Source organism: Actinokineospora pegani (assembly GCF_009745975.1).
GTDB classification, from domain to species: Bacteria; Actinomycetota; Actinomycetes; order Mycobacteriales; family Pseudonocardiaceae; genus Actinokineospora; species Actinokineospora pegani.
On record NZ_WHOL01000117.1, the window covers coordinates 1 to 15,600 of the forward strand.

Below are 15,600 nucleotides of genomic sequence, written 5' to 3' on the forward strand. Positions count from 1 at the left end.
CCTAGATGAGTGATTCCGTGAAGGTGGTGTGAGGCGGGTCGGTGTCACCGCGTGGGAGGAGGGTGTTCAAGATCAATGTGTGACGAAAGAACTGAACACCCTCCTGACCGCACTCTACGTGCTCATCGATGACCATGTCGTGCCGCCCCGCACCGGGCGTGGCCGCCGACCAGTGTTGACCGACAGTGAGCTGATCACCCTGGCCGTGGCCCAGGTGCTGCAACGTCACCACAGTGAACGCCGCTGGATCCGCCACATCCGGACCAACCCCGCATGGCGGGAGATGTTCCCCGCGATGCTCACCCAGTCCGGCTACCACAAACGCCTGAAAACAGCGCAACCATTGCTGTGCAAGGCGATCATGACCCTGGCCGCGTGCTGCCCGTCGTGGTTCGACGACCTGTGGATCACCGACGCCACCCCCGTGCCCTGCGGCATGTCCCGGGAAACGGTGAAACGCTCCGACCTGGCCGGACACGCCGGCTACGGCTACTGCGCGTCACACTCCCGGTGGTACTGGGGCCTCAAGCTCTACCTCGTCTGCGCCGGCGACGGGATGCCGATCATGTGGTGCCTGGCCACCCCGAAACTCGGCGAACGCGAAGTCCTCGCCGCCCTGCTCGAACGCGACCACCACCTCATCCGCGAAGGCCAAATCCTGCTGGCGGACAAAGGATTCGCCGGGAAAGCCTTCAAGAACCCGACCGAAGCCATGGGGCTTGACCTGCTGCGCCCCGACCGCAAGGACGAGACCTACCGCAACGGCAACCTCGGCGGCATCCGCCAACGCATCGAATCGGTCAACCAGACCCTCAAAGGCCAACTCGACCTCGAAGCACACGGCGGACGCACCCCCGCAGGGGTGTTCACCCGCATCGCCCAACGCCTGCTCGCCATGGCCACCGCCATCTGGCACAACTGGAACACCGGCCTGACCAGCAAACGATCACTGACCACCTACGACCACTAACACCAACTTCACGGAATCACTCATCTAGGCGAGAGCCCCGTAGGCGAGGACGTCGGCGTCGTGGGCCAGTCTGGGGCCCGCCGGGGAGGTCCAGAGGTGTTGGGTGAGCAGGACTGTGGTCACGTCGAGCTCCGGGTCCATCCTGGACGAAGTCCCCAGGCCACCGTCCCAGCCGAAGCGGCCCGGCGACATGAACACGTCGGTGCGGCGCAGGACCACCGACACGCCGAAGCCCCAGGTGAACGCCGTGAAGTCCAGGAAGCCCGTGTCGACCTTCTGCTCGTCGGTCAACTGGTCCGAGGTCATCAGGGCGACCGACGCGGGTGACAGCACGTCCCCGCCGCCCGCGAGCAGCATTCGGCCGAAGCGCAGGTAGTCGTCCACCGTGGACACCAGGCCGCCCGCGCCCGACTCCAGGGCCGGAGGCCGCGACCACGCGCCCCCGGGCGGGTCGAAGACGTCGTCGCCCAGGTAGCTGGTGCTCAGGCGGGGGAGGTCCGCCTGGTCGACGGAGAAACCGGTGTCGACCATCCCGAGCGGGTCGAAGACGCGCTCGCGCATGAACGCGCCGAGGGAGGCGCCCGCGGCCCGCTGGACCAGGATGCCCAGCACGTCGTAGGCGGTGTTGTAGAACCACCGGGAGCCCGGCTGCGCCATCAGCGGCACCGAGCCCAGTCGCGCCATGTACTCGTCGGGGGCGTGCGTCTCGTCGGGGCGCGGGGGGCCGACCGGGAAGCCCGCGTCCGCCAGCAGGGCCTGCACGGGGTAGACGTCCGGGCCGTCGAGGAGTTGGCCGTGGCCGAAGGTGGAGTTCATCAGGTCGCGGACCGTGATGGGGCGGGCCAGGGGCTCGGTGTCCAGTCCGGACAGCGAGCGCAGGACCGGGACGCCCGCCAGCTCGGGGAGCCAGGGGTCGACCGGGTCGTCGAGGCGCAGAACGGTGTCCTCGACCAGGCACAGGGCCGCGACGGCGGTGACCGGCTTGGTCATGGACGAGATGCGGAAGATCGAGTCCCGGGTGAGCCCGCCAGTGCAGGTCACGTGGGTCTCGCCCGCGCGGTCCACGGCCGCGACCAGGGGGACGGCGGTGCGCGCGAGCCGGGTTCGCCAGCGGTCGAGCCGGGGTGCCGAGAACATGCGGGCAACCTACGCCCACCTGCGCGGAACCGGAATTGTCAGACCCCTGCGGTTGACTGACCGCATGAGATCAGAGGCGCACCCCGCGGGCCGCCAGCCACGGCACCGGGTTCATCTTGCGGCCGCTGGCGTCCCAGATCTCCAGGTGCAGGTGCGGGCCGGTCGACTGGCCGCGGTTGCCGATGTGGGCGATCAACTGGCCCGCCTTGACCTTCTGGCCCTCGCGGACCACGTAGTCGTTGACGTGGCCGTACACCGCGACGGTGCCGTCGTTGTGCTGGACGCGGACCCAGAGGCCGAAGCCGGAGGCGGGGCCGACCTCGGCCACCACGCCGTCGGCGATGGACACGATCGGGGTACCGATCCGGTTGGCGATGTCCACGCCGTAGTGCGTGACGCCCCAGCGGGCGCCGAAGCCGGAGGTGAAGGTGCCCTGGGCCGGGGAGACGAGCTTGGGCCGCTTGGCCTCTTCCTCGGCGGCCTTGCGGGCGGCGGCGCGCTGGTCACGGGCCTCGATGACGCGCTCGGTGGCGGCCATCTTCTCGGCCTCGACGAAGGCGTCGGTCGCCTCGTCGGTCTGCAGCAGCTCGGGGGTGGTGCCCGCCGCGATCCGGGGCTTGGCGTCGCCGCCCATGCCAATCGCGGAAGTCGCGTTTCGAACACCGGCCAACGGGACAACCTCATCAGAGGCGGACGCGTCACCCGCGGCGGCGGCTGATTGGAGGGTCTGGCCCGCGGCGGCGGCGGCGAAGGCGCCGAGCGCGACAGCGGCGACGACCACCCGGCCGCGCAGGGCGGACGAGGGCGGGGCGATCCGGTGGGCGCCGCGGATGCGGTTCGAGGGTCGTTCGAGCGCCTCGTCGAGTGCGGTGAACTCCTGTTCACCGCCGGTGGAGCGATGTCGAGACAAGATCTAGCCTTCCGCCTTCGGGGGACCGGCTGGGTGCGCCGCGCTCGCGGGGGACGAGCTTCGCGGCGGGGACCACCAGGCGGGGGACCTGGCCGGGTCGGCGGTGGTGCTGCCTACCCCGATCCCGTTCGTGACCGGACTGTGACAACGGACCCGGGGACAGTAACGGGGGGGTGGCGAGCGGGGCAACAGCAGCGGATAAGACCACACATGGCCTGAATCGGCAAAAACACGACAGCCAGCGGCTACTACGCAAAGTAAGACGACAGTCACAGCGCAATTGTGACGCGCATCACGTGTCAAACGCCCTCACGGAGGCAACCAGGCCCGCGATCACGCGTCTTGGAACAGCCGTTCGCGCAGAAGTGATCTTGCCACTCCGCGCGCCGGAGGTTCAACTCTCTACTACCCATCCTCGTGTGCCGGTCAAACAGATTTCGACCCACCAGTTCGAGAGTGCGCGACAAAGTGGCTCACGTCACTCACCCAAGCGTGTGAAGCTGAGGGGCGACTTGGACATTCCCCGCCGCGGCAAGCGCTGACGGGGCGCGCGGGCGATCACCATTGCTACCTTGGCGTCGATGAACTCGCGGACCCGAACACCACCGAGCCCGGCCGGGGCGGACGCGCGGACCCGGCCGGTGGCGGTGGCGGGCGAGCGCATCGCCGCCGCCGAGGTCCCCACCCGGCTGTGGGCGGGCCTCGGCCTCGCGGCCGCGGCCGCCGCGCTGCAGGTCGCAGGCCCCGCCGCCGGTCTGCTGCGCGACCAGCCCGCCCCCGGGTTCGCCGCCTTCCCGCTGCTCGTCCTGCTGGCCGTCGCGCCGCCGGTGGCCGCGGCCGCCTTCATCGCCGCGGGCCGCGCGGTGGTCGCGGGCGGCGTGCTGCTCGGCGCGGCGCTGACCGCCCCCGGCCGGGCGCTGCTGGACCTGCAACTGGCGGTCGACCCGCTGCGCGCCTCGCGGCCGGAGCTCGCGGTGCCGACCAGCCTGAGCCCGCTCGAACCGGCCACCGGGCTGTGGCTGCTGGTCGCGGGCCACGTGCTGCTCGTCGTCGCGGGCGCGCTGGCCGCGGGCCGCGCGGGCGCGGTGCCGGGGTCGGCGTTCTCCGCCGAGTTCGACGACGAGTCCGCCGAGCGCTCCGGCCGGGCCCGAGGGCGCGCGCTGCTGGTGGCGCTGGCCGCCGCCGCGGTCGCCGCCGTCGGCCTGCTGCTGTCGCCGTTCACCTCGACCGACGCCTACCAACTGGCCGCGAACGTGGTCGACAGCCCGTTCCCGGCGGGCGCGGGCATGCTCGTGCTCGCCGCCGTCACCGCCTTCGCCTGCGTGTTCGGCGCGGGCTCGGCCCGGCCCGCGGTCGCCAGGGGTGTGCCGCTCGGCCTGGCCCTGGGCGTCGCCGCCGTGACCGTGCCGCAGATCGCCGCCGGGCTCACCGTCGAGCGCCTAGACCCGGCCCCCGGCCCGTACCTGGGCCTGGGCGCGGTGCTGCTGCTGTGCCTGTACGTGTTCGCCACCGCCCGCGCCGACACCGCCGACAGCGGCCCGGACGAGACCGCCGTCGACCTGTCCGCGGGCAGGCTGGGCGTCGTCGCCGGGGTCCTCGGCGTGCTGACCGGCGTGGCCTGCCTGGCCGCCGCCGCCAGCGCGCAGCTGGTCGTCGGCGAGGGCATCGAGATGCCGGAGACGGTGGCGGAGCGGCTGTTCGTGCCCGCCGGGGTCGTCGTGCTGGTGCTGGCCGCGCTGGTGCTCGTGCCCTCGGCCTCGGCCACCGTGCGGCCCGCGCTGGCCGTGTCGCTGGCGGGCGTGCCGCTCGTCGCGGCGGCCACCCTCGACTCGGCGTTCACCGCCACCGGCGTGAGCGCGGAGATCACCGCGGGGGCGGGCGTGTGGTTCGCGATCGCCGCGCTGCTGCTGGCCGCGGCGTGCGCCGTGGTCGCCGGGCTGGCGGGCGGGGCCGAGCGCGACGACGTCGACCTGACCCAGCGCACCGCCAACCTCGGCGTCGCCGGGCCGGTCGCGGCGGCGGCGCTGTTCGCCATCGGCGCCTTCGGCACGCCGACGACGCGGGCGCCCGAGCTGGTGCCCGCGGGCGTCTGGTCGCAGTTCCGGCTGACCTCCTGGGGGCTGCTGCTGGCCCTCGTCGTCGTCCTGGCCGTCGCGGCGCTGGCGCCGTGGTCGCGCCCGCAGCGCGCGGCCGGGCTGCTCTCGGGCGCCGCCGCGGTGGTGGCCGTGCGGGCGCTGGAGTACCCGCTGACCTCCGGCCGGGCCGCCGACGCGAGCCCGGGGCCGGGCCTGTGGGTCGCGCTGGCCTGCCTGGCGGCGCTGCTGGTCGGCGCCTTCATCACGGGCACGGCCAGGGGCGGTGCGCGCCGGTGAGGCTGCGGGTCGTCGTCGCGGAACTGGGCCCGGCCGAGGTGCACGCCGTGGCCAGGGAGCTGCGCGACGCGGGCGTCGAGGTCATCTACACCGGACCGGTCGCCGAACCGGCGCAGGTCGTGGCCACCGCCCTCCAGGAGGACGCCGACGCCGTCGCTGTCGGCGAGCGGGTCGACGAGGTGCGCGGGCTGCTCGCCGGGGCGGACGCGGACGACGTTGTCGCCCTCCCCCTCGACGAGGTCCTGAACTGGGCGAACACCACCCCGGGGTGAGCACCGCCACGCCCGGTGATGGAACTCACGACCCCCCGTGACCTACCTCACCAGGTGCGGCGTGTCAACGGAAATCCCACCTCGCTAGGGTCTCTTGACGTCCGACAGCAGCACGTCGACACCGTAGTCAGGAGACTGTCGAGTGGACCTGTACGAGTACCAGGCGAAGGACCTCTTCGCCGCCCACGGGGTCCCGGTCCTCCCGGGCGACGTGGCGAGCACGCCCGAGGAAGCCCGCGCCATCGCGGAGAAGCTCGGGCAGACCGTTGTCATCAAGTCGCAGGTCAAGACCGGTGGTCGGGGCAAGGCGGGCGGCGTGAAGCTCGCCGACGACCCGGCCGACGCGCAGACCAAGGCCGAGGCCATCCTCGGCCTGGACATCAAGGGTCACATCACCCGCAAGGTGCTCGTGACCGTGGCGTCCGACATCGCGGAGGAGTACTACTTCTCCTTCCTGCTCGACCGCACCAACCGGACCTTCCTCGCCATGGCCTCGGCCGAGGGCGGCGTGGAGATCGAGCAGCTGGCCGTCGAGCGCCCCGAGGCGCTGGCCAAGATCGCGATCGACGCCATCACCGGCGTCGACCTGGCCAAGGCCAAGGAGATCGTGGCCGCGGGCAAGTTCCCCGAGGCCATCGCCGACCAGGCCGCCGAGGTCGTCGTCAAGCTGTGGGAGACCTTCGTCAGCGAGGACGCGACCCTCGTCGAGGTCAACCCGCTGGTGCGCGACCCCCAGGACAAGGTCATCGCCCTCGACGGCAAGGTCACCCTGGACGAGAACGCGGGCTTCCGGCACCCGGCCCACGCCGACCTGGTCGACCAGGAGGCGGAGGACCCGCTGGAGGCCGCGGCCAAGGCCAAGGACCTCAACTACGTCAAGCTCGACGGCGAGGTCGGCATCATCGGCAACGGCGCCGGTCTGGTCATGTCCACCCTCGACGTGGTGGCCTACGCGGGCGAGAAGCACAAGGGCGTCAAGCCCGCGAACTTCCTCGACATCGGCGGCGGCGCCTCGGCCGAGGTGATGGCCAACGGGCTCAACATCATCCTGGGCGACACCGACGTCAAGTCGGTCTTCGTCAACGTATTCGGCGGCATCACCTCCTGCGACGCGGTGGCCAACGGCATCGTCTCCGCCCTGGACATCCTGGGCGACAAGGCCACCAAGCCGCTGGTCGTCCGCCTCGACGGCAACAACGTCGAGGAGGGCCGCCGCATCCTGGCTGAGGCCAACCACCCCTTGGTGACCGTTGTGGACACCATGGACAACGCGGCCGACAAGGCCGCCGAGCTCGCGGCTGGGGCGTGACCTGAGATGGCAATCTTCCTCACTGAGAACTCCAAGGTCATCGTCCAGGGCATCACCGGGTCCGAGGGCACCAAGCACACGACCCGGATGCTCAAGTCCGGCACGACCATCGTCGGCGGGGTGAACCCGCGCAAGGCGGGCACCAAGGTCGAGATCGAGGGCCAGGCGCTGCCGGTGTTCGCCACCGTCGCCGAGGCCATGGAGGCCACCGGCGCCGACGTCACCGTCATCTTCGTGCCGCCGAAGTTCGCCAAGGACGCCGTCATCGAGGCGATCGACGCGGGCATCGGCCTGGCCGTGGTCATCACCGAGGGCATCCCGGTGCACGACTCGGCGTACTTCTGGGCGCACGCGGTGGCCACGGGCAACAAGACCCGGATCATCGGCCCGAACTGCCCCGGCCTGATCTCCCCCGGGAAGTCCAACGCGGGCATCATCCCGGCGAACATCACCGGCCCCGGCAAGATCGGCCTGGTGTCCAAGTCGGGCACGCTGACCTACCAGATGATGTACGAGCTCAACGACATCGGCTTCTCCTCGGCCGTGGGCATCGGCGGCGACCCGATCATCGGGACCACGCACATCGACGCCCTGGCCGCGTTCGAGGCGGACCCGGAGACCGAGCTCATCGTCATGATCGGCGAGATCGGCGGCGACGCCGAGGAGCGCGCGGCGGCCTACATCAAGGACAACGTCACCAAGCCGGTCGTCGGCTACGTGGCGGGCTTCACCGCCCCCGAGGGCAAGACGATGGGCCACGCGGGCGCCATCGTCTCCGGCTCGGCGGGCACCGCGCAGGCCAAGAAGGAGGCCCTCGAGGCCGCCGGGGTCAAGGTCGGCAAGACGCCGTCGGAGACCGCGGCGCTGGCTCGTGAGCTGTTCAACGCCAAGTAGCGCGTCCAGTCACACCGGCGGGGGCCGGGCGCCCGGCCCCCGCCGCGCTGTCGCAGGGGTGATCACCTGGGCCGGCGGTGGTGTACCGTCCGGCACGGATTCGTTTCGCGTTGGGTGGAACCGGGGTACCCCGGGAATCGTCCGAACGCCGGGCGGACTGTCGATGAGACCACCGAAGGCGCCCGGAACGCGGCGAGCGAGTCGAGGAGAGCACGCGATGACCTATCCAGGCGGCGGCGCACCGGGTGGCTACCCCGGGCCGGGCCAGCAGCAACAGCCCGCCTTCGCCCCGGCGCAGCCGACAGGCCCCGGGGTGAAGCTGTCGCTGGCGCAGATCCTCGCGCTGGTCGGCGCGGGCCTTGGCCTGTTGAACCTGTTCCTGGGCTTCGCCCCGGTCGGGTCCGGCGGCTCCGGGTTCTACGGCAACGTGGTCGGCTGGATCCCCGCGCTGCTGTTCATCGGCGGCGCGCTGAACCTGGCCGCGATCCTGCCGGGGGACAAGAAGCTGGGCCTGGCCCCCTCGGTCGTGACCGCGGGCGGTGCGCTGAGCTTCCTGTTCACGGTGTTCGCCATCGACGGCAGCCTGGGCACCGGCTCGGTGCTCATCCTGATCTTCGGCCTGATCCAGCTCGTGGTCGTGGTCGGCGCGTACCTGTTCGAGCTCGGGGTCATCAAGCCCCCGGCCCCCAAGCCGCAGGTGCCGCAGTACCCGCAGAGCAACCCGTTCCCGCCGCAGCCGGGCCAGCCCGGCGGCTTCAACCCGCCGTCCGGCCAGTTCCAGAGCCCCTACGGCCAGCCGCCGCCGGGCCAGCAGACCACCTTCGCCCCGCAGCAGGGCCAGTTCGGGACGCCCCCGGGCACCCCGCCGGGCGGGTACCCGCAGCAGCCCCAGCAGTAAGCGTTCCTGATCGGTGAAGGCGGGCCCCCGGGCCCGCCTTTTCCGTTGTCCGGCCCCGGCGTGCCTCCGAGGTGGGCGCGCGCGGCGGTGCCACAGTGGGGGCATGGCGTTGCTGCACCCGGGTCCCCGTCCCGGCCGGACCCGGGACGACACGCCCGCTCCCACCCTGGTCCGCGTGCTCGCCGTCGCCGCGCTCGCCCCCCTGCTGACCGGCTACGCCGCCGTGGCCGCGGTGCTGGCGGTGGTCACCGCGTCCGCCGCGGGGGCCGGGTTCAGCACCAGCGGGGTGCTGGCCGCCGCCGTCCCCGGCTGGCTGGCCGCCCACCAGGTGCCGCTGGTGATCGAGGGGCGTGAGCTGGGCGCGTTGCCGCTGCTGCCGACCGCGCTGGCCGCGCTGCTGGTCTGGCGCACCGCCGCCGCCGCCGCTGAGCGCCTCGGCGTCGACGGCCCGCGCACGGCGGGCTGGATCGTCGGCGTCATCGCGGGCGCGCACGCGGGACTCGGGCTGGCGCTGGCGCTGCTCTCGTCGTCCTCGCCGGCCCAGGTGGACCCGTTGGCGGGGTTGTACTACCCGGCGCTGGTCTCCGGGGCGGCCGCCGTCGTCGGCGTGCTGCCCCGCTCGGGGCTGCTGGACCTGGCGCGCGAGAGCGTGGACCCGTTGGCGCGCAGTGGTCTGCGCGCCGGGCTGATCGCCGTGGCCGCGCTGCTGGCCGTGGGCGCGGGGCTGGTCGTGGTGGCGCTGCTGGGGTCGTTCGGGACGGTGCGCTACCTGTTCGGCCTCCAGGACACGGGTGGCGGGCTGGGGATGCTGCTGCTGTCACTGGGCTACCTGCCCAACGCCGTGGTGGCCGCGACCGGGTTCACCGCCGGTCCCGGGTTCAGCATGGGCGAGGTGGTGGTCAGCGCCCTGGACTTCCACGGCGGGCCGATCCCCGGGCTGCCGCTGCTGGGCGCGCTGCCGGAGGACGGGGCGACCTGGTGGCTGGCGCTGTGCGTGCTGCCCGCGCTGGTGGGGGTGTTCATCGGCTGGTCGCTGCGCGCTGTCGCGGTGGCGCCCACGACCCGGCTGCGCGCGGTGGCGGTGGCCGCGGTGGTCGTGGCGATGGCGTTCGCGGTGCTGGGCGGCGCCGCGGGCGGGTCGCTGGGCGGCGGGCCGTTCCACCCGCTCGACCTGCGCGCGGCGTGGCTGTCGCTGGCGCTGGTGTGCTGGGTCGGCATCCCCGGGGCGGTCATGGCGTGGACGGCGGGTCCGCGCGCCGTGCCCGCGGTGGTGACGGTCGCCGAGCCCGCGCTCGACACCGAGGACGAACCCGACGAGGTCGAGGACTCCGAAGACTCCAACACCTCCGAGGACGACGCTGCCCGCGCGGACGACGAGGACACAGAGGATTCCACAACGGACGACCAGTCCGCGGACGAGGACGCGGGCGACGTCGACGACGGGGACACCGCGGACACCGCGCACCCCAAGGACGAGAAGACCGACGACACCGACGACGGGCGCGACACCGCCTCGGGCCGCTGACCAAGGTCAACAGGGCACCGCTTAGGCTGGTGCGGCACCCGCCCCTGCCCCGAGGAGCCCCGCTGAGCGCCCATTACCAGCCCGCAGCCCCGGCCAGGCTCGTCGTCCTGATCTCCGGGGCGGGCACGCTGATGCAGGCGCTGCTGGACGAGGCGGCGCACGAGGACTTCCCCGCCCGCGTCGTCGCCGTCGGCTCCGACCGGGCCAAGGCCGAGGGCCTGGCGCGCGCCGAGCGGGCGGGCGTGCCCGCCTTCCGCGTGCGCGTCGCCGACAGCCCGGACCGCGCCGCGTGGGACCGGGCGCTGACCGAGGCCGTCGCGGCGCACGAGCCGGACCTGGTGGTCTCGGCCGGGTTCATGAAGATCCTCGGCCCGGTGTTCCTCGAGCGCTTCGGCGGCCGGATCATCAACACCCACCCCGCCCTGCTGCCGTCGTTCCCCGGCGCGCACGCCGTCGCCGACACCCTCGCGCACGGCGTCCGCTACACCGGCAGCACGGTGCACCTGGTCGACGGGGGCGTCGACACCGGCCCGATCATCGCCCAGGAGCCCGTCCCGGTGCTGCCCGGTGACGACGAGGCGGGCCTGCACGAACGGATCAAGGCGGTGGAGCGGCGGCTGCTGGTCGAGGTGGTCGCAGGCATGGCCAGGAACGGCTACACCGTGGACGGACGAAAGGTGAGCATCCCGTGACGGATTCCCGCAGGCCGGTGCGCCGCGCGCTGATCGGCGTGTCGGACAAGGCAGGGCTGGTGGAGTTGGCCTCCGGGCTGCACGCTGCCGGGGTGGAGGTCGTCTCCACCGGCGGGACGGCGAAGGCGATCGCCGACGCGGGCGTGCCGGTCACCCCGGTCGAGCGGGTCACCGGCTTCCCCGAGTCGCTCGACGGCCGGGTGAAGACGCTGCACCCCGGCGTGCACGCCGGTCTGCTGGCCGACACGCGCAACCCCGAGCACGTCGCGCAGTTGGGCGAGCTGGGCATCGAGCCGTTCGACCTGCTGGTGGTCAACCTGTACCCGTTCGTGAAGACGGTCGCCTCCGGCGCGTCGCCGGACGAGTGCGTGGAGCAGATCGACATCGGCGGGCCCGCGATGGTCCGCGCGGCGGCGAAGAACCACGCGTCGGTGGCCGTCGTGGTCGACCCGACCCGGTACGGGTGGGTGCTGGAGCAGGTCGCCGGTGGCGGGTTCACCCTGGCCGACCGGCAGGCGCTGGCCGCCGCGGCGTACCGGCACACCGCCTCCTACGACGTGGCCGTGGCGTCCTGGATCGGCTCGGCGCTCGCGTCGGACGACGAGGGCTCCGGCTTCCCCGGCTGGGTCGGCGCGACCCACGACCGCCGCTCGGTGCTGCGCTACGGCGAGAACCCGCACCAGAAGGCGGCGCTGTACACCCGCGGCGACGGCGCGACGGGCCTGGCCACCGCGACGCAGGTGCACGGCAAGGAGATGTCGTACAACAACTACGTCGACGCCGACGCCGCCTGGCGCGCCGCCCACGACCACACCGCCGCCTGCGTGGCGATCATCAAGCACGCCAACCCGTGCGGCATCGCGGTGTCCGATGTGGACATCGCGGAGGCGCACCGCAACGCGCACGCCTGCGACCCCCTGAGCGCCTTCGGCGGCGTCATCGCGGCCAACCGCGAGGTCAGCGTGGCGATGGCCGAGCAGGTCGCGGAGATCTTCACCGAGGTCATCCTCGCCCCCGCCTACGCCGACGGCGCGATCGAGGTCCTGACCCGCAAGAAGAACATCCGCGTCCTCACCGCCGAACCCCCCCGCCCCGGCGGCCTCGAGACCCGCCCCATCTCCGGCGGCCTCCTGGTCCAGCAGTCCGACGCCATCAACGCCGAGGGCGACGACCCAGCCAAGTGGACACTCGCCACCGGCCAGGCGGCGGACGACCAGACCCTCGCCGACCTCGAGTTCGCCTGGCGCACCTGCCGAGCGGTCAAGTCCAACGCCATCGTCATCGCCGCGAACGGCGCCACGGTCGGCTGCGGCATGGGCCAGGTGAACCGAGTGGACGCCGCCAAACTGGCAGTGACCCGAGCTGGCGACCGAGTCCAGGGCGCGGTAGCGGCCTCAGACGCCTTCTTCCCCTTCCCAGACGGCCTGGAGGTCCTGGCCAAGGCAGGCGTCAGGGCCATCGTCCAGCCCGGCGGCTCGGTACGGGACAAAGAGGTCCTAGCGGCCGCAGAGGCAGCAGGTGTGACGGTCTACCTCACCGGCACCAGGCACTTCGCCCACTAGAACCAAGGCAAAGGCCCCCGGGGACACCCCGGGGGCCTTTGCTTTGCCACTAGCCAAAGCGTGTCAGTCCCACGTCACAACTTCACCAACGGCACGCTGCCGATCAGCATCAACCGAATGGTCCCCGTGGTCCCGAAATCAATGGTCGCGGTAGCCCGAGGCCCCACCCCGTCGGTCGCGACCACAGTCCCCAACCCGTACTTGTCGTGGTTGACCCGGTCCCCGACCTCGAGCACCAGCGCCGGGGCGTCCTTCCACCCCGCGGTCGCCTGGGAACGCGATCCCCGAGACCCGAAAGCCGACCGCGACCCGCCACCGAACGTCGTGGCCCGCACCGGCGAAGACCGCTCCGGCCCCACCCGCCGCCAGTCCATCAACTCGTCCGGGATCTCGTCGAAGAACCGCGAGGCCGGATTCTGCATGGGCTGCCCCCACGCGGACCGCACCAGCGCCCGCGACAAGTACAGCCGCTGCCGAGCCCGCGTGATGCCGACGTACGCCAGCCGCCGCTCCTCAGCCAGTTCCACCGGGTCGCTCAGCGCCCGCATGTGCGGGAAGATCCCGTCCTCCCACCCGGTGCTGAACACGACCGGGTACTCCAGGCCCTTGGCGGTGTGCAGGGTCATCAGCGTGACCACCCCACCGCCCTCCTCGTCATCCGGGATCTGGTCGGCGTCGGCGACCAGCGACACCCGCTCCAAGAACGCCGCCAACGTCCCAGCGGCGGGCCCGGTGGTCTCGATGGGGGCCGAGCCCTCGGGGGCGTCGTCCTCCGGGGCGTCGGGCAGGTCGGCGAACTCGCGGGCGACGGTGAGCAGCTCGGTGAGGTTCTCCAGGCGGGAGGCGTCCTGCGGGTCGTCGCTGGCCTCCAGCTCGGCGCGGTACCCGGTCTGGTCCAGCACGGCGTCGAGGACCTCGGCCACGTCCTGGCCGTCGTCGACGAACCGCCGCAACCCGTCCACCAGCTCGACGAACCCGGAGATCGCCCGCTGCGAGCGGGGGTTGAGCATGGCGACCTTGCCCTCGGTCGCCGCGCGCAGGGCGTCGTTGAACGAGACGCGCTCGCGCTCGGCGTGCAGGGCCACGCAGGCCTCGGCGCGCTCGCCGATGCCGCGCTTGGGCACGTTGAGGATGCGGCGCAGGCTCACCGTGTCGTCCGGGTTGGCCAGCACGCGCAGGTAGGCCACGGCGTCGCGGATCTCGCGGCGCTCGTAGAAGCGCACGCCGCCGACGACCTTGTAGGGCAGGCCGAGGCGGATGAAGATGTCCTCGAACACCCGCGACTGGTTGTTGGTCCGGTAGAACACGGCGATGTCGGCGTTGCTCGCCGCGCCCGCGTCCACCAGCCGGTCGATCTCGCCCGCGATGAAGTTGGCCTCGTCGTGCTCGTTGTCGCCGACGTAGCCGACGATCTTCTCGCCGTCGCCGAGCGCGGTCCACAGCCGCTTGTCGCGGCGGTCGGTGTTGCGGGAGATGACGGCGTTGGCCGCGGCGAGGATGTTCTGGGTGGAGCGGTAGTTCTGCTCCAGCAGCACCGTGGTGGCGTCGGGGTAGTCGCGCTCGAACTCGACGATGTTGCGGATGGTCGCGCCGCGGAAGGCGTAGATCGACTGGTCGGCGTCGCCGACGACGCACAGCTCGGCGGGCGGCACGGTGTTCGGGTCGTCCCCGCCACCGGAGCCGACCAGCTCGCGCACGAGGGTGTACTGCGCGTGGTTGGTGTCCTGGTACTCGTCGACCAGCACGTGCCGGAACCGCCGGTGGTAGTACTCGGCGACGTCCGGGAACCCCTGCAGCAGCTCGACCGTGCGCATGATCAGGTCGTCGAAGTCCATCGCGTTGGCCTCGCGCAGCCTGCGCTGGTACTCGACGTAGACCTCGGCGACCCGGCGCTCCAGGTCGTTGGTGGCGTTGCCCGCCGCGGTCTCCGGGTCGATCAGCTCGTTCTTGAGGTTGGAGATGTGCACCGCCAGCGACCGGGCCGCGTACCGCTTGGGGTCCAGGTCGAGGTCGCGGGCCACGAGCGTGATCAGCCGCTTGGAGTCGTCGGAGTCGTAGATGGAGAAGCTCGAGGTCATGCCGAGGGTCTTGGCCTCGCGGCGCAGCACCCGCACGCACATGGAGTGGAAGGTCGACACCCACATGGCGTTGGCCCGGCGGCCCACCAGCTCGGCCACCCGCTCCTTCATCTCCGCGGCGGCCTTGTTGGTGAAGGTGATCGCCAGCACCTGGCCGGGGTGCACGTGCCGCGCCCCCAGCAGGTAGGCGATGCGGCGGGTCAGCACCCGGGTCTTGCCCGACCCGGCGCCCGCGACGACCAGCAGCGGGCTGCCGGTGTGCTCGACGGCGCGGCGCTGCTGGTCGTTGAGGCCCTCCAGGAGCGCGTCCGGCCCGGTGGCGGGGCGCGGCGCGGCGTGGGGCTCGGCGGGGAGGTCGAAGAGGGCTTCCATCGTCCGACCACGGTACCCGGGGGGACTGACAGACCTCGACAAGTGGTCGCACGGGTGTTCCCACGGATCGGGAAGCGCGGTCGACGACAGCGGTGGGCGTGTGCGACGATGGCGGGGTGCTGCCCCACATCGATTTTTTCTACGGGACCCGGACTCCGGCTCCCGTGTTGGCGTAGGCGGCACCAAACACGATGAAGCCCCGGAGTCCGCGGACCCGGGGCTTTTTCCGTCCCCCGGGGCCGTCCCTCCCGCGACAGATGCCGAGGACCGCGATGAGCCCGATGACCGACAACACGCCCAAGCAGCAGGCCGCCGTGCCCGACACCACCAAGGTGGAGTTGCCGCAGCCCGAGGAGGTCGCGGCGCTGCGCGACGAGATCGACTTCCTCGACCAGGAGATCCTGCGGCTGGTCAAGCGCCGCGCCGAGGTCTCGCAGACCATCGGGATGGCGAGGATGGCCGCGGGCGGGCCGCGGATCGTGGTGAACCGGGAGATGGACGTGCTCGCCCGGTACCGCGACCTGGGCCCGGCGGGCCGCACCCTGGCGATGGCCCTGCTGGACATGGGCCGCGGCCGGATGGGCCGCTGACCGGGTCGGACGGGGCCCG

Annotated in this window: 13 protein-coding genes; 10 read left to right on the plus strand and 3 right to left on the minus strand. The window is 72.2% G+C overall.

Features of this window, described 5'->3' with window-relative positions:
- Positions 1 to 79: 79 nt before the first annotated feature.
- Entirely contained in the window at positions 80 to 970 is an 891-nt protein-coding gene (locus GCL84_RS24080) for an IS982 family transposase (protein ID WP_156755756.1), read from the plus strand.
- 24 nt (positions 971 to 994) lie between these two features.
- On the opposite strand, the gene GCL84_RS24085 is transcribed toward GCL84_RS24080, so the two are convergent.
- Both GCL84_RS24085 and GCL84_RS24090 read right to left on the minus strand, forming a co-directional pair.
- Entirely contained in the window at positions 995 to 2,107 is a 1,113-nt protein-coding gene (locus tag GCL84_RS24085) for a serine hydrolase domain-containing protein (RefSeq protein ID WP_156757831.1), read from the minus strand.
- Between the two features lie 70 nt (positions 2,108 to 2,177).
- Positions 2,178 to 3,017, minus strand: coding sequence for a M23 family metallopeptidase (locus GCL84_RS24090; protein WP_197523485.1), 840 nt, complete (start codon positions 3,015 to 3,017; stop codon positions 2,178 to 2,180).
- A gap of 581 nt (positions 3,018 to 3,598) precedes the next feature.
- On the opposite strand from GCL84_RS24090, the gene GCL84_RS24095 reads away from it, so the two are divergent.
- The 8 genes from GCL84_RS24095 to purH all read left to right on the plus strand — a co-directional run bounded on the left by GCL84_RS24095 (position 3,599) and on the right by purH (position 12,541).
- Positions 3,599 to 5,389, plus strand: a complete 1,791-nt coding sequence (locus tag GCL84_RS24095; RefSeq protein ID WP_156757832.1) for a hypothetical protein — start codon at positions 3,599 to 3,601, stop codon at positions 5,387 to 5,389.
- Positions 5,386 to 5,661, plus strand: coding sequence for a hypothetical protein (locus GCL84_RS30340; RefSeq protein ID WP_156757833.1), 276 nt, complete (start codon positions 5,386 to 5,388; stop codon positions 5,659 to 5,661). The genes GCL84_RS24095 and GCL84_RS30340 overlap by 4 nt, the downstream gene beginning before the upstream one ends.
- A 142-nt stretch (positions 5,662 to 5,803) precedes the next feature.
- Positions 5,804 to 6,970 carry an ADP-forming succinate--CoA ligase subunit beta gene (gene sucC / locus GCL84_RS24105; protein WP_156757834.1) on the plus strand — a complete coding sequence of 389 codons (1,167 nt, stop codon included), beginning with the start codon at positions 5,804 to 5,806 and terminating at the stop codon, positions 6,968 to 6,970.
- A gap of 6 nt (positions 6,971 to 6,976) precedes the next feature.
- Positions 6,977 to 7,864, plus strand: coding sequence for a succinate--CoA ligase subunit alpha (gene sucD, locus GCL84_RS24110; RefSeq protein WP_156757835.1), 888 nt, complete (start codon positions 6,977 to 6,979; stop codon positions 7,862 to 7,864).
- Positions 7,865 to 8,081: 217 nt separating this feature from the next.
- Complete coding sequence (locus GCL84_RS24115) at positions 8,082 to 8,762, plus strand: DUF5336 domain-containing protein (protein ID WP_156757836.1); 681 nt, start codon at positions 8,082 to 8,084, stop codon at positions 8,760 to 8,762.
- Between the two features lie 103 nt (positions 8,763 to 8,865).
- On the plus strand, positions 8,866 to 10,287 hold the full coding sequence (locus GCL84_RS24120; RefSeq protein WP_156757837.1) for a cell division protein PerM: 1,422 nt from the start codon (positions 8,866 to 8,868) through the stop codon (positions 10,285 to 10,287).
- A gap of 62 nt (positions 10,288 to 10,349) precedes the next feature.
- Complete coding sequence (purN, locus tag GCL84_RS24125) at positions 10,350 to 10,979, plus strand: phosphoribosylglycinamide formyltransferase (protein WP_156758103.1); 630 nt, start codon at positions 10,350 to 10,352, stop codon at positions 10,977 to 10,979.
- Complete coding sequence (purH, locus tag GCL84_RS24130; RefSeq protein ID WP_156757838.1) at positions 10,976 to 12,541, plus strand: bifunctional phosphoribosylaminoimidazolecarboxamide formyltransferase/IMP cyclohydrolase; 1,566 nt, start codon at positions 10,976 to 10,978, stop codon at positions 12,539 to 12,541. The genes purN and purH overlap by 4 nt, the downstream gene beginning before the upstream one ends.
- A gap of 74 nt (positions 12,542 to 12,615) precedes the next feature.
- Here the strand turns inward: purH and pcrA are convergent, their stop codons facing one another.
- Entirely contained in the window at positions 12,616 to 14,991 is a 2,376-nt protein-coding gene (gene pcrA / locus GCL84_RS24135; protein WP_156757839.1) for a DNA helicase PcrA, read from the minus strand.
- A gap of 281 nt (positions 14,992 to 15,272) precedes the next feature.
- Here pcrA and GCL84_RS24140 point away from each other — a divergent pair, with 281 nt between their 5' ends.
- Positions 15,273 to 15,581 carry a chorismate mutase gene (locus tag GCL84_RS24140; RefSeq protein ID WP_407924429.1) on the plus strand — a complete coding sequence of 103 codons (309 nt, stop codon included), beginning with the start codon at positions 15,273 to 15,275 and terminating at the stop codon, positions 15,579 to 15,581.
- The last annotated feature ends 19 nt before the right edge of the window (positions 15,582 to 15,600 follow it).